The organism is Sphingomonas sp. DC1600-2, from assembly GCF_049897605.1.
Lineage (GTDB): Bacteria > Pseudomonadota > Alphaproteobacteria > Sphingomonadales > Sphingomonadaceae > Sphingomonas.
Genome location: NZ_JAFCWO010000004.1, coordinates 251,585 through 264,703 on the forward strand (window position 1 = coordinate 251,585; position 13,119 = coordinate 264,703).

The following is a 13,119-nucleotide window of genomic DNA, read 5'->3' on the forward strand; positions in this document are numbered from 1 at the left end:
CTTGCACCGCTGTTGATGGCGCAGGCCAAACCGGTGCTGGTGCCCGACGTGTCGCAACGCGACATCGAGATCCAATACAGCTTTACCGGTGCCAATCTGCTGCTGTTCGGGGCGATCCTCTATCCCGGCGGACGCTTGCCCGATGACGACAAGCCGACCGACATCGTGGTGGTGGTGAAAGGACCGGTGCAATCGATCCTGGTGCGCGAAAAGCAAAAACTGGGCGGGCTGATCTGGGTCAACGCCAGTCGCCTGCGCTATCGCTCCGCCCCGAGTTTTTATGCGATCGCATCGTCCAAGCCGATCGCGCAGATGCTCGATGCGCGCACCCGCGCAATTTACGAATTGGGGTTGTCGAGCCTGCAACTGTCGCCCGCCTCCAGCGCGCCGACGCAGGAACAGGATCGCTTTGCGCGCGGGCTGGTCGAACTGAAGGCGCGCAATGGCCTGTATGTCGAAGCTCCCGGCGCGGTCGAGATCACCCAGGGCGTGCTTTATCGTGCACGCGTCACGATCCCGGCGCGGGTGCCCGTGGGGCGTTTCACGGCGGAAACCTTCCTGATCCGCGATGGCCGCGTGCTGGCGGTGGCGACGCGGGAAATCGACATTCGCAAGTCGGGCTTCGAACGGTTCGTCGCGCGCTCGGCGGATCGGCAATCGGTGCTGTACGGGCTGGTTGCCGTGGCGTTGTCGGTGCTGTTCGGCTGGGGCGCGGGGGTAATCGCGCGACGGTTCTGAGGGCGGGTTGCCACCTCTCCCCCGTCCGCTTCGCTTGAGGACGTTACGAAAACAAGGGTTTGGAGGGCAGGCGCGGGGCTTTCCCGTCCATCAGCTGCTCCGCAACCACTGCCCAGTTCGCTATGCCCCAATCGAGTGGGTCTTGTTCCTTCAGAATTTCATCGTGGGAAAGGTTGTCCTCGATGAAGACATCCTGGAGCGGCACGGGCGTTCGGGTCCGGGCACAATAAAACACCCGCACCTTGGCGCGCGATGCGCGGCGACCGTTCAACAGGGTAACCGCGAGACGATCGGACGGCATCCGTATGAGCAATCCCGCCGGATAAACCCCAATCACTTTCATAAAGGAAAGCAGAAGCTCTGGATCGAAATGGCCGACCCAACGGTGCATTTTGGTGATGGCCTGCTGCGACGTCCAAGCGCTTTTATAGACTCGGTTGGAGGTCAGGGCGTCGTAAACGTCGCAGATGGCCGCCATCCGCGCCACGCGGCTGATCGCCTCCCCCTTCAACCGGAACGGATAGCCCGTGCCATCGACCCGCTCGTGATGATGGCGGCAGACGTCCAATACCACTGCGGGCGTCGTCGGGTCCTGGCGGAGCAGGTGATAGCCTCGCTCTGGGTGAGTGCGCACCACGGCAAACTCTTCGTCGGTCAGGGATTCGGGTTTCCGAAGAACGGCATCGGGGATGAAGATTTTCCCGATGTCGTGGAGAAGACCGGCGAGCCCGAGCTCGAAAACCTCTTGCTCGGTCATGCCCAGACTGCGCCCGAAACTGGCCAGGAGTGCGCTAACCGAGAGAGAGTGTACGTAGGTATATACATCGCGTGACTTGAGGCGCGTAATGGCGATCAGCGCGCGACGGTTGCGTTCAATCGACGATATTATGTCGACAACCGTCGCTGAAAATGCAGAAATATTTACAATATCTCCGCCGTGGACGGCGTCGAAGAGAGATTTTATTTCGTCGGTCGCGGCCCGGACCATTTCGGTCGCGCGCTCCGTCTCTTCGGCGAAACTGTTGGCCTGCTGTTGTGCCAATGGCGACCTTGGCGGCGATCCCCGGTCGGGACGCGTCGGAACGGTCGCGGTGGCCCGCCCGGAACTCGCGGCTTTCAAGGGCAGGCCGCGTCGCTCGTCGATCACGACCGATGGAACGGCGCTTTTGCGGATACGTTCGACATCGCTGGCATTTTTGACGAGGAAGCGCGTGAGCCAGAAGGGATTTTCCAGCCACGACTCATCGAAGGCATGAATGAACATGCCGATTTTAATCTGATCGGGCGTTATTCGTCTGAGCATTACTCTCCGTCGGCATAATTGGTGCGGGCGAATCGGTTAAAATTGCGTTCCCCCGCAGACGCCACGCGAGCACAAATGCCGATGGCCCGTCGGGCGCTGCGCCTGTCCTCATCCAATCTTTACCGGTTGCCTTGCATGAATTCCCCGACGCAAGCAGGGGCTGCCGCGAATGACCGAGATGCCGGGCGGAAACGCCTTTGTCCAAACCGTGCCGTTCGCAGCGGTGCCGTGCATTGGCATGGTGTTCGATATTGCCGGATCGAGCAGCATGGTGATGCTGGATCCCGTCGCGCTCGAAGGGACGATGGGGCATAGCGACGCCGTTATCGCCGCCGCCGGTTCGGTCGGCAGCCAAATCAAGGTGCGCGTCGGCGGCGCGTGGCTGATCGCCAATGTCCGCTCGTTGAAACTGGTCGACGGGCATGAGGATCGTATTGCCGCGCAGGTCGATTTCCTGGGCGAGGGCGATGAGGAAAAGCTGACAGGGAAGCTGTATAATTTCCGCCGCGGCGTCACGCGCTATCCGACGCCGGGGTATCCGGTCTATCCGGTTTCCACCGCCGATCTGACGCAGATCTATGCCGCCGACGAGCGCGCGAATATCGAGATCGGCACCGTGTATCCGACACCCGACATCCGCGCGGCGCTGTATGTCGATGCTCTGCTCGGCAAACATTTCGCGCTGCTGGGCTCGACCGGCACGGGCAAGTCGACGGCGGCCGCGCTGATCCTCCACCGCATTTGCGAGCTGGCTCCGCAGGGGCATATCGTGATGGTCGATCCGCACGGCGAATATGCCGCGGCCTTCAAAGGCAATGGCGCGATCTACGACGTGTCCAACCTGCAAATGCCCTATTGGCTGATGAATTTCGAGGAACATTGCGAGGTGTTCGTCACCGCATCGGGGGCGGAACGGCAAATCGATGCCGACATCCTCGCCAAATGCCTGCTCGGCGCGCGCGCGAAGGGGCGGCTGGGGCAGGAAATCAGCAAGCTGACGGTCGATGCCCCGGTTCCCTATCTGCTGAGCGACCTGTCCAACCTGATTCAGCTCGAAATGGGCAAGCTCGATCGGGCGGGCGACACCGCGCCCTATTTGCGGTTGAAGACCAAGATCGACGAGATCAAGGCCGATCCGCGTTATGGCTTCATGTTTTCGGGCATGTTGGTCGCCGATACGATGGGCGCGTTCCTCGAGCGGATCTTCCGCTTGCCCGGCGACGGCAAGCCGATTTCGATCATCGATGTGTCGGGCGTGCCAAGTGAGATCACCTCGGTGGTGGTGGCGGTGCTGGCGCGGATGGTGTTCGACTTTGCGATCTGGTCGCGCGGCGAGGCGCAGCGACCGATCCTGCTCGTCTGCGAAGAGGCGCATCGCTACATTCCGAGCGGGCAGCACGCCGATTTTTCGAGCGTCGGACGCATCCTCAGCCGCATCGCCAAGGAAGGCCGCAAATATGGCGTTGCGCTGGGGTTGATTACCCAGCGGCCATCGGATCTGGCGGAGGGTGTGCTGTCGCAATGCGGCACGATCATCGCGATGCGGCTCAACAACGATCGCGACCAGGCCTTTGTCCGTGCAGCGATGCCCGAGGGTGCGCGCGGATTTCTCGATTCGATCCCCGCCTTGCGCAACCGCGAGGCGATCGTCTGCGGCGAGGGCGTCGCGATCCCGATCCGCGTCGCCTTCGATACGCTGGCCGAAGACAAGCGCCCCGCATCGGACGACCCCGTTTTCTCGCGGCTGTGGCGGGAAACCGGCGGCGAGGGCGAGATTATTGCGCGCACGCTCAAACGCTGGCGCGCGCAGGGGCGGTAACGCGGGCGTTACGCCCCCGGGCGTACCGCCAACAGGCTCGCCACTTTCGCCTTGAACTGGCGCAATTGTTCGCCCGACAGGGTGGCAATGCTGGAGAAGGAGAAGCCGCGCGGGTTGACCGCGACGCCGTTGCGGATGACTTCCCAATGGAGATGCGGGCCGGTCGACAGCCCGCTCGAGCCGCTATAGCCAATCACCTGGCCGCGCGCGACATGCTGCCCGGACCGCGTCGCGAACCGGCTGAGATGGCCGTAACAGGTGACGATGTTGCCGCCATGCGCCATCTTGATGAAATTGCCATAGCCGCCGCTGCGCCCGGCATAGACGATGGTGCCGTCGGCGGGGGCGTGGATCGGTGTGCCCCACGGCGTGCCGATATCGATGCCCTTGTGCATCCGCGTGAAGCCGAGCAGCGGGTGGAAACGCATTCCGAAGCTGGATGTCACCCGCGCCATCGACACCGGCATGGTGAACATGCCCTGCCGCTCGGCCTGGCCCGAGGCTTCATACCAGGTGCCGTCGGTCCATTTGACCAACTGCGTCTTCTTGTCGCCGTGATCGAGCCCGGCGAACAGCAGATTGCCGAGCTGCTGCTCGCCGGTCGCGGCGCGCTGGCGTTCGATCACCAGATCATAGGTGTCGCCCGAGGAAACCCGGCCGATCGCGAATTTGGTGGCGATTGCCTTGATATAGGTTTCGACCAGCTTCACCGGCACACCGGCGGCGCGCGCCGAACGGTACAGGCTGCCCCCGACCGGCCCCTGAATGCGCAGCGGCGTATTGTCGATCGCAATCGCCTGGCGGGTGAGCGTCAGGCCGCTGCCGACACGCTTCAACGTCAGTTCGAGATCGAAGCGCGCACGTACCGACAGCGCTTCGAGCGGACGTGCGACGGTCTTGTTGGGGCGCCGACCCAGCGTCATCGGAATTTGCGTGCCGGGCTTCAGATCGCCGAGCGGCACGGCGGACGAAATCAGCGCGGTGGCATCCTGCGCATCGCGTTCGGAAAGGCCTGCGCGCTGCAGCATGTCGCCAAAGCCGCCGCCGCGTCCGACGGTGACGGTGCGATCCTCGATCGGGCGTTCGGGTGCTTCGGCCAGCGGGACGACGAGGTCGTTCGCCGCCATATGTCGCCCACTGTCGCCACCCCAGGCGATCGGCGCGATCGCTTGCGCGCGCGCTTCGTCGCGGTCGGTGCCGGAGAGCGGGCTGGGCATGGTGCCGAGCAAGGGGCGACCGATCGGCGGAGCGATCGCAATCGCGCCAGCGCACAGGGCGGCGCAGGTCGCCGCGCCGCGCCACCAGTCGAGCGAACCGATTCGCGATCCGAGATCGGGCACCCAGTCGATCTGGAGTGCGGCGGCGCGCAGTCGATCGACCAGCCCCAGTTCGGGTCGTGGGACGATCGCGCGACCGAATGCCATCGTCGCCGTGCCGCCCGCCTGTTCCAGGCCATGATCGCTTCGCAAGAACAAGGCTGAGGGTGCCCCCGAAAATTCCACCTGCCGCCAGTACCCGCCCCGCAGCATCAGGCGTAGGACTGTGCCCGACAAAGCCTAAAGTCAAATTAACCGAGCCGTTGAAATGGGCAGGGCGCGGCGAAGCGTTTGGTCTATGCGGCGAAGGGATGGAACTTACGGAAAAGTGCGTAATTCGATATGGTTAAGGGAATAAACCTAGATTATCATAATTCTTGCGGCCAGCGGTTGCGCGCGGCTCCGTGGCACGCGATGTTGCAGGGGTCATGCAACGAAACGAAGACCGCGCCGCTGCGGCGGTGCCCGTTACGGCAGTGTTGGGCCCGACCAACACCGGCAAGACCCATCTCGCGGTCGAGCGGATGTGTGGCCATTCGAGCGGCATGATCGGCTTTCCGCTGCGGCTGCTGGCGCGCGAAGTCTATGACCGCGTCGTCAAGCTGAAGGGCGAGAATCGCGTCGCGCTGATCACCGGCGAAGAGAAGATCGTGCCCAAGGACGCGCGCTGGTTCCTGTGCACCGCCGAATCGATGCCGCTCGACAAGGATCTCGCCTTCGTCGCGCTCGACGAGGCGCAACTGGGCGCGGACCCAGAGCGCGGCCATGTCTTCACCGACCGCATTTTACGCGCACGGGGTCGGGAGGAGACGATGCTGCTCGGCTCCGAAGCACTGCGGCCGATGCTCAAGGCGCTGGTCCCGAAGGTCGAGATCATCAATCGCCCGCGCTTTTCGACGTTGACCTATGCCGGGGCCAAGAAAATCAGCCGCTTGCCCAAACGCTCGGCGATCGTCGCGTTCAGCGCCGAGGAAGTCTATGCCGTGGCCGAGATGCTGCGGCGCTTACGCGGCGGTGCGGCGGTGGTGATGGGCGCGCTTAGCCCGCGCACGCGCAATGCGCAGGTCGCGATGTTCCAGGCGGGCGAAGTCGATTATCTGGTCGCCACCGATGCGATCGGCATGGGGCTCAACATGGATGTGGCGCATGTCGCCTTTGCCAGCCTCAACAAATTCGACGGTCATCGCCAACGCCGCCTGCGCATCTCGGAAATGGCGCAAATCGCCGGGCGCGCCGGGCGGCATCAGCGCGACGGCACCTTCGGCGCGCTGGTCGAGGAAGGGCCGGGGGCGTTCGCGCCGGAAGAGGTGCTGGCGATCGAGGAACATCGCTTCCCGCCGCTCGAACAGCTCTATTGGCGGCAAGGCGAGCCCGATTATTCGAGCGTCGATGCGCTGATCGAAAGCCTGGAACAGCGCCCGCAGCATCCGGCCTTGTGGGCGGCCCCGCAATCGGTCGATCTCGCGGTGCTCAAGCGCATGGCCGAGGAGCCGGGCGTGCGCGCCCGCGCGCGGCATCCGGCGATGGTCGCGCGGTTATGGGCGGCGTGCGGCGTACCCGATTTCCGCAAATTGGGGGTCGATCCGCATACCCGCTTCGTCGCGCGGTTGTGGGGCTATCTCAGCGAAGGCAAGGGCCATGTCCCGCACGAATGGTTCGCCGCCGAAATCGCGCGGCTCGACCATGTCGCGGGCGATGTCGAGACGCTGGCCGGGCGAATCGCGGCGGCACGCAGCTGGTCTTACATCGCCAACCGGGCCGATTGGCTGGCCGACCCGGCGCATTGGTCGGCACGGGCGAGCGCGGTCGAGGAACGCCTGTCCGATGCGCTGCACGCCAGTCTCACGCAGCGCTTCGTCGACAAGCGCACCACTTTGCTGATGCGCCAGATCGGCACCGATCCGCGCGCGCTGCCGGTGACGATCGGGCCTGAGGGCGAAGTGCTGGTCGAGGATCATGCGATCGGGCGGCTCGACGGCTTTCGCTTCACCGTCGCCGCCGATGCGCGCGCCGCCGACAAGCGCCTGCTGCTCGCCGCCGCCGAGCGCCGCCTCGGGGACGAGCGCACGCGGCGGGGGCTGGCGCTGGCCGATGCGACCGATGCCGATCTGATGGTGGTGATGGACGCAGGCGCGGTGCCGACGCTGCTGTGGCGCGCTTTGCCGGTGGCGACGCTCGGCCCCGGTGCATCGCTGATGCGCCCGCGCGTGGTCCTTGACCGAGCGCTCGAATGTCTGACGGTCGAGCTGCGCGGGCGCATTGCGACGCGGCTCGGCGATTGGTTGTCGGGGCAGCTCCGGCGCGCGCTGCCGGGGCTGGCGCTGCTCGATTCGGTGCAGCGCGATCCTGCCGCCAGCCCCGCCTCTCGCGCGGTTGCAGCGGCGCTGGTCGCGGGTGGCGGGATGGTGGCGCGCGCCGATATCGCGGTGTCGCTCGATGGTCTGGACGGCGTGGCGCGCAAGGCGTTTCGCGGGGCCGGGGTGACGATCGGCGCGCTCGACGTGTTCGATGCGCGTGTGCTGAAGCCTGCACCGGCACGCTGGCGGCGCGTGTTGCGTGCGGCGCGCGCCGGTGCCGCAGTGGAAGCGGGGCCGCGCGACGGCGCGAGCGTGCTGGAGCGCGGGGCCCCTGGCGCAACGCTCGATCACGGCTATCGCCCGGTCGCAGCACAGGCGGTGCGGATCGATCTGGTCGAGCGGATCGCGCGCGCCGCGCATGACGCGCGCGGGGCGTCGGGTCGCAAGCCGTTCGCGCTCGATTCCGGGCTCGCTTTGTCGATGGGGCTGACACGCCCGACGCTGGAGCGGCTGATGGCCGGGTTCGGGTTCCGCCCGGCCCCGGGGTCCGATACGGCGGCCTTGTGGACCTGGCGCGGTCTGCCGACGGTGCGCGCCACGCCGCCGCCGCGCGACACCGCCATGGCCGGGGCGTTTGCCGCTTTGGCGGATCTGGCGGTGTAACCGCTTGGCGGCGACGCAGGGCATGATGCGGATCGACCGCTTCTTGTGGTTCGCGCGGATCGCCAAGACGCGCGGCCTGGCACAGGCGATGGCGGCAAGCGGGCATGTTCGGCTCGATGGCCGCGCGATCGACAAGCCCGCCGCGCCGGTGCGCATTGGCTGTGTCATTGCGTTCGTCACCCCTGGCGGACGCGTTCGCGCGTTGCGCGTCGAGGCGCTGCCGCTGCGCCGTGGTCCGGCGGACGAAGCCCGCGCTTGCTATGTCGACCTGCTCGAAAATGCGCCTTCCATGCGCGCAGGCGTTGACGGCGGAAGCGCTCGGGCATAGCAGCAACCGGTTCGTTGCTCCGGGAGTGTTTCAATGACCTACGTCGTCACCGATGCCTGCATCAAGTGCAAGTACATGGATTGCGTCGAGGTGTGCCCGGTCGATTGCTTCTATGAGGGCGAGAACATGCTCGTCATCAACCCCAGCGAATGTATCGATTGCGGCGTGTGCGAGCCCGAATGCCCGGCCGAAGCGATCCTGCCCGACACCGAAAAGGACGTCGAGACCTGGCTGGAGCTGAACGCGACCTTCTCCGCGCAATGGCCCAACGTCACGCGCAAGGCCGACCAGACCCCCGCCGATGCCGATGAGCATAAGGGCGAGGCGGACAAGTACGACAAATATTTCTCGGCCGAGCCCGGCGCGGGCGACTGATCCGTCCCAAAATGGGTAGCAGGATAGGCAACCCGCCACGCCTTTGAGCGTTAACGCCGCGCATGGAGCGACGTTTGGCTGGTAATTTTATTACGACTCTGTTAAAAGGATCGTACGGAAGCGCCGTCGCGCGCAAATCCGGCACGGAGACGTATACACTCAAAACCCTGCATGCGCCTCTTCAGCCTTGCTGCTGCGGACGCGCTGCCCCGGGAATCCCGGTCCACAGAAAGGTCTTACGGAATGGCTGCCAAGGCGCTGTCCTTCGACGTCGGCGATTATGTCGTTTACCCCAAGCACGGCGTTGGCCGTGTGATCGAACTGCAACGGCAGGAAATCGCCGGGATGCAACTCGAACTCTATGTCCTGCGCTTCGAAAAGGAACGCATGACGCTGCGCGTTCCCACCAATAAGGCCGAAAGCGTTGGCATGCGCAAGCTGTCCAGCGACAAGACGTTGCGTGAAGCGCTCGAAACCTTGACCGGCAAGCCCCGCGTCAAGCGCACGATGTGGTCGCGTCGCGCCCAGGAATATGAGGCCAAGATCAATTCGGGCGACCTCGTGTCGATTGCCGAAGTGGTCCGCGATCTGTTCCGCGCCGACGACCAGCCCGAGCAAAGCTATTCGGAGCGGCAGATCTTCGAAGGCGCGACCAGCCGTCTCGCCCGCGAACTCGCCGCGATGGAGCAGGTCGACGAGCCGACCGCACAGGAAAAGATCCTCGAAATCCTGCGCAAGGCCGCCGCGATCCACAATAAGGACAAGGCCCCGGCCTGATCCGCCCCGGCCTGATTCGCATTGGCGACGGAATCTCGAAAAAGGGCGGCTGGCGACAGCCGCCCTTTTTTGTTGCGCGCGCGATCCAGGGGTGTATTGTTACGGCAACACACAGGAGACCCTTATGCGCGCCATCCTCTTGCTCCCCGCTTTGCTGTTGACCGCTGCCCCATTGGCGGCCTGCTCGGTTGATGGAGACGATGGCGGCCCCGGCGCTTCCGCTGCGGGCACCGGTACCGCACGGACCTTCGCGATCACCGGTTTCACGGGGGTCGCGCTGCGCGGATCGGATGATGTCGATGTGCGCGTCGGCCCGGCTTTCTCGGTCCGCGCCGAGGGCCCGAGCGCCGAACTCGACAAGCTCAAGATCGAGCGCGTCGGGGACACGCTCCGGGTCGGGCGCAAGCCCAATAGCGGCTTCAGTTGGGGTGGCCAGCATCGGAGCGTCAAGGTGTTCGTGACGATGCCGCGCATCGCCGCCGCACAAATCGCGGGATCGGGCAATCTGGCGATCGATCGCGTAACGGGGGGCGATTTCGACGGCGACAGCGCAGGCTCGGGCAATCTCAGCATCGCGTTGCTGACAGTGCCGCACGCCAAACTGTCGATCGCCGGGTCGGGCGATATCGCCGCGAAGGGCGCGGTCGATCGCTTGACGGTCGATGTCGCGGGATCGGGCAATGTCGCGGCTGGCGGGCTGAACGCGCGCAGCGCCAGCGTGTCGGTCGCCGGATCGGGCAATGTCCGCGCCGAGGTGGTTGGCAGCGCGTCGGTCTCGGTGGTCGGGTCGGGCGATGTCGATCTTGGCCGCAGTGCCAAATGCAGCACGACCAAGATTGGCTCGGGCGAGGTGCATTGCGGCGGCTGATAGCACTTGCATGGGGCGGCCCGAGCGGGGATGCTCGGCGACGATGAACCGTCTCGCGCTTGTCGTGCCGCTGCTTGCCGTCGCCGCCCCGCTTGAGGCGGCGGACCGCACGGCCTTTGTCACCCAATTCGATCGGGTCCGTGTGGACGGCCCGTTCGAGGTGCATTTGGCGACGCGCGCCGGGCCGGGCGCACGGATCACGGGCGCGCCCGACGCGGTCGATGTCCATGTCGAGGCGGGCACGCTGATCGTCCGCGCCGCGCCCCGGAGCGCGGCGGGTGGCGGCGCGGTCGTCTATCTGCGCACCACCGATTTGCGCGTCGCGACCGTGATCGGGGGCGGCAAGCTCGACATCACCGGCCCGCTGCGCGCGCAACGCGTCGATGTGCAATTGACGGGCGGTGGCACGATCGTCGCGCCGGCGATCGAAGCCGAACAGGTCAATGTAACGCTGATCGGTGCGGGCACGCTGACGCTGGGCGGACGCGGCGGGCAAGTGCGGATCATCTCCAGTGGCGCAGGCACGATCGATGCGACCGCGCTGCACGCCGACCAGATTGTCATCCGCAACGGCGGGGCGGGTCCGATCACGGCCAGCGCGCGCTATTTCGCCGATGTCATGACCACGGGGCTGGGCGCGGTGACGGTGCTCGGCAGCCCCAAATGCAAGACCAAGGCGGTGGGCGGCGCGATTACCTGTGGCGGCGCGGCGGTGGGCCAATAGCAGGGCGGGCCTCTCAAGCCGCTACAGCAACCCCAAAGCCGACAATTTCCCCAGCAACGCCGCCGGAATGGCATCGCCCGCCACCGCGCCCTCGCCGAGATCGGCGGGGGCGTCGGTGGCTTCAAGATAGCGCCAGCCCTGATGCGCGCGCTTGGGGCGGCCTTCGGTCAGCACCAGTTCGGGGTCGATATGGATCGCCACGCGCCCGCCCTCGGCTTCGCCGAAGCGCAGGATCGGGGAGCGCGCCACCAGCGTGTGCTTGATGATCCAGAACAGCGAGCCGCCCGCTTCGGCACCCGGCCCGGCGATTTCCTCATGCCGTTTGGGCAAATAGCGCGTGGTGAGGAACACCGGCCCTTCGGCCCCGCGCTGGCGCAGGCGTTCGGCGAGATGGTCGAGGCTGGTCGCGCCGAACGCGACCTTGGTCAAATGCAACGGCATCTGCGCCAAATGGGGCGGCGTGCGCTAACCGCCAAGCCCGAACAGCGTGGCGAGCCCGAGGAACGAGAAAAACCCCATCACATCGGTCATCATCGTCACGAACACCGCCGACGACACCGCCGGATCGATGTCGAGCCGGTCGAGCGTCACCGGGATCAGGACGCCCGACAGCCCCGCGATCAGATTGTTGATGACCATCGCCATCGCAATCACGATCGCCAGATTGGCGTTGCCGAAGATCAGCAGGGTGCCGATCCCGATCAGCGCGCCCAGCATCGCGCCATTGGCGGCGGCGATGCGGAATTCGCGGTAGATCATACGCCCGGTGTTGGAGCTGGTCAGCTGGTTGGTCGCGATCGCGCGCACCATCACCGCCAGCGTCTGCGTGCCGGCATTGCCGCCCATGCCCGACACGATCGGCATCAGCACCGCGAGCAAGGCGAAGCGCCCGATCTCGCCCTGGAACAGCCCCACCACCGATGCCGCCAGCATCGCCGTGCCGAGATTGACCACCAGCCAGGTGATGCGCGTGCGCACGGTCAAATGGATCGGTTCGTTAATGTCGCCGTCGCCCGCGCCGGACAGGCGCAGAATGTCCTCGCCGGCTTCTTCGGAAATGATGTGGACCACGTCGTCGACGGTGATCATCCCGACCAGCCGCCCGGCGGGATCGACCACGGCGGCCGAAATCAGCGCATATTTCTGGAAGCGGAGCGCCACCTCTTCCTGGTCCATGTCGACCGGGATCAGCGTCTGTTCGCGCTGCATCACATCGCTGATGGCGATGCCGTGCGGGGTGCGCAGGATCCACGACAAGGCCACGGTGCCGACGGGCTTGTGCGCCGGGTCAACCACGAAGATTTCCCAGAAATCGGTGGTCAACTCCTCATGCCCGCGCAGATAGTCGAGCACGTCGCCGACCGACCAATGTTCGGGCACCGCGATCAGCTCGCGCTGCATCAAGCGACCGGCCGATTCCTCCGGGTAGCGCAGCGCCTCCTCGATCGCGGCGCGGTCGTCGGGGTCGAGCGCGCGGAGCACTTCGCGCTGGTCGGCGGGCTCCATGTCCTCGATGATCGCGACCGCGTCGTCGGTATCGAGCTCGGAGGCGATGTCGGCGACTTGCGTGGCGGACAGCGCGTCGATCAAATCCTCGCGGACATAATCGTTCATCTCGGCGAACACGTCGCCGTCGAGCAGGTTTTCGAGCGCGGTGGCGAGCGCGGCGCGCAGTTCGTGCGGGGTCAGCTCGAACAGATCGGCAATGTCGGCGGGGTGGAGCGGCTCGACCAGCGCGCGCGCGGCCTCGGCGTCGCCATCCTCGACCGCATCGAGCACCGAGCGGACGAATTCCGGCTTGAGCCGATCGTCCTCGTCAAGCTGCGCGGTATCGACGTCGGTTTCGGGCAGATCGGTCTCGCTCATGTCAGACCTCCTCAGCCACGCGACCATGGCGGTGTAGCGTCGCCC

General features: G+C 65.6%; 12 protein-coding genes. 8 read left to right on the forward strand and 4 right to left on the reverse strand.

Annotation, left to right across the window (positions count from 1 at the left end):
- Positions 1-15: 15 nt before the first annotated feature.
- Positions 16-738 carry a TIGR02186 family protein gene (locus tag ACP7BL_RS11185; protein ID WP_405053004.1) on the forward strand — a complete coding sequence of 241 codons (723 nt, stop codon included), beginning with the start codon at positions 16-18 and terminating at the stop codon, positions 736-738.
- Between the two features lie 43 nt (positions 739-781).
- Here the strand turns inward: ACP7BL_RS11185 and ACP7BL_RS11190 are convergent, their stop codons facing one another.
- On the reverse strand, positions 782-2,041 hold the full coding sequence (locus tag ACP7BL_RS11190; RefSeq protein WP_426258346.1) for an HD-GYP domain-containing protein: 1,260 nt from the start codon (positions 2,039-2,041) through the stop codon (positions 782-784).
- A gap of 169 nt (positions 2,042-2,210) precedes the next feature.
- Between ACP7BL_RS11190 and ACP7BL_RS11195 the strand changes: the two genes are divergently transcribed.
- Positions 2,211-3,860: an ATP-binding protein gene (locus tag ACP7BL_RS11195; RefSeq protein ID WP_033965689.1), complete on the forward strand. Its 1,650-nt coding sequence runs from the start codon at positions 2,211-2,213 to the stop codon at positions 3,858-3,860.
- Between the two features lie 8 nt (positions 3,861-3,868).
- On the opposite strand, the gene ACP7BL_RS11200 is transcribed toward ACP7BL_RS11195, so the two are convergent.
- Complete coding sequence (locus ACP7BL_RS11200; RefSeq protein WP_426258347.1) at positions 3,869-5,335, reverse strand: peptidoglycan DD-metalloendopeptidase family protein; 1,467 nt, start codon at positions 5,333-5,335, stop codon at positions 3,869-3,871.
- A gap of 269 nt (positions 5,336-5,604) precedes the next feature.
- Here ACP7BL_RS11200 and ACP7BL_RS11205 point away from each other — a divergent pair, with 269 nt between their 5' ends.
- The 6 genes from ACP7BL_RS11205 to ACP7BL_RS11230 all read left to right on the forward strand — a co-directional run bounded on the left by ACP7BL_RS11205 (position 5,605) and on the right by ACP7BL_RS11230 (position 11,208).
- On the forward strand, positions 5,605-8,136 hold the full coding sequence (locus ACP7BL_RS11205; RefSeq protein ID WP_426258348.1) for a helicase-related protein: 2,532 nt from the start codon (positions 5,605-5,607) through the stop codon (positions 8,134-8,136).
- 25 nt (positions 8,137-8,161) lie between these two features.
- Positions 8,162-8,464 (forward strand): RNA-binding S4 domain-containing protein, encoded by a 303-nt coding sequence (locus tag ACP7BL_RS11210; protein WP_033967383.1) that lies wholly within the window; start codon positions 8,162-8,164, stop codon positions 8,462-8,464.
- 33 nt (positions 8,465-8,497) lie between these two features.
- The gene (gene fdxA, locus ACP7BL_RS11215; RefSeq protein ID WP_033967381.1) at positions 8,498-8,839 is read left to right on the forward strand and encodes a ferredoxin FdxA; all 342 of its coding nucleotides are present in this window, start codon (positions 8,498-8,500) and stop codon (positions 8,837-8,839) included.
- A 243-nt stretch (positions 8,840-9,082) separates the two neighbouring features.
- Positions 9,083-9,616 (forward strand): CarD family transcriptional regulator, encoded by a 534-nt coding sequence (locus tag ACP7BL_RS11220; protein ID WP_010161421.1) that lies wholly within the window; start codon positions 9,083-9,085, stop codon positions 9,614-9,616.
- Between the two features lie 124 nt (positions 9,617-9,740).
- Positions 9,741-10,484 carry a head GIN domain-containing protein gene (locus tag ACP7BL_RS11225; RefSeq protein WP_426258349.1) on the forward strand — a complete coding sequence of 248 codons (744 nt, stop codon included), beginning with the start codon at positions 9,741-9,743 and terminating at the stop codon, positions 10,482-10,484.
- A 43-nt stretch (positions 10,485-10,527) separates the two neighbouring features.
- On the forward strand, positions 10,528-11,208 hold the full coding sequence (locus ACP7BL_RS11230; RefSeq protein ID WP_426258350.1) for a GIN domain-containing protein: 681 nt from the start codon (positions 10,528-10,530) through the stop codon (positions 11,206-11,208).
- Between the two features lie 21 nt (positions 11,209-11,229).
- Here the strand turns inward: ACP7BL_RS11230 and ACP7BL_RS11235 are convergent, their stop codons facing one another.
- On the reverse strand, positions 11,230-11,649 hold the full coding sequence (locus tag ACP7BL_RS11235; protein ID WP_033967242.1) for a DUF1489 family protein: 420 nt from the start codon (positions 11,647-11,649) through the stop codon (positions 11,230-11,232).
- A 24-nt stretch (positions 11,650-11,673) separates the two neighbouring features.
- Complete coding sequence (gene mgtE / locus ACP7BL_RS11240; RefSeq protein WP_426258351.1) at positions 11,674-13,074, reverse strand: magnesium transporter; 1,401 nt, start codon at positions 13,072-13,074, stop codon at positions 11,674-11,676.
- Positions 13,075-13,119: the final 45 nt, after the last annotated feature.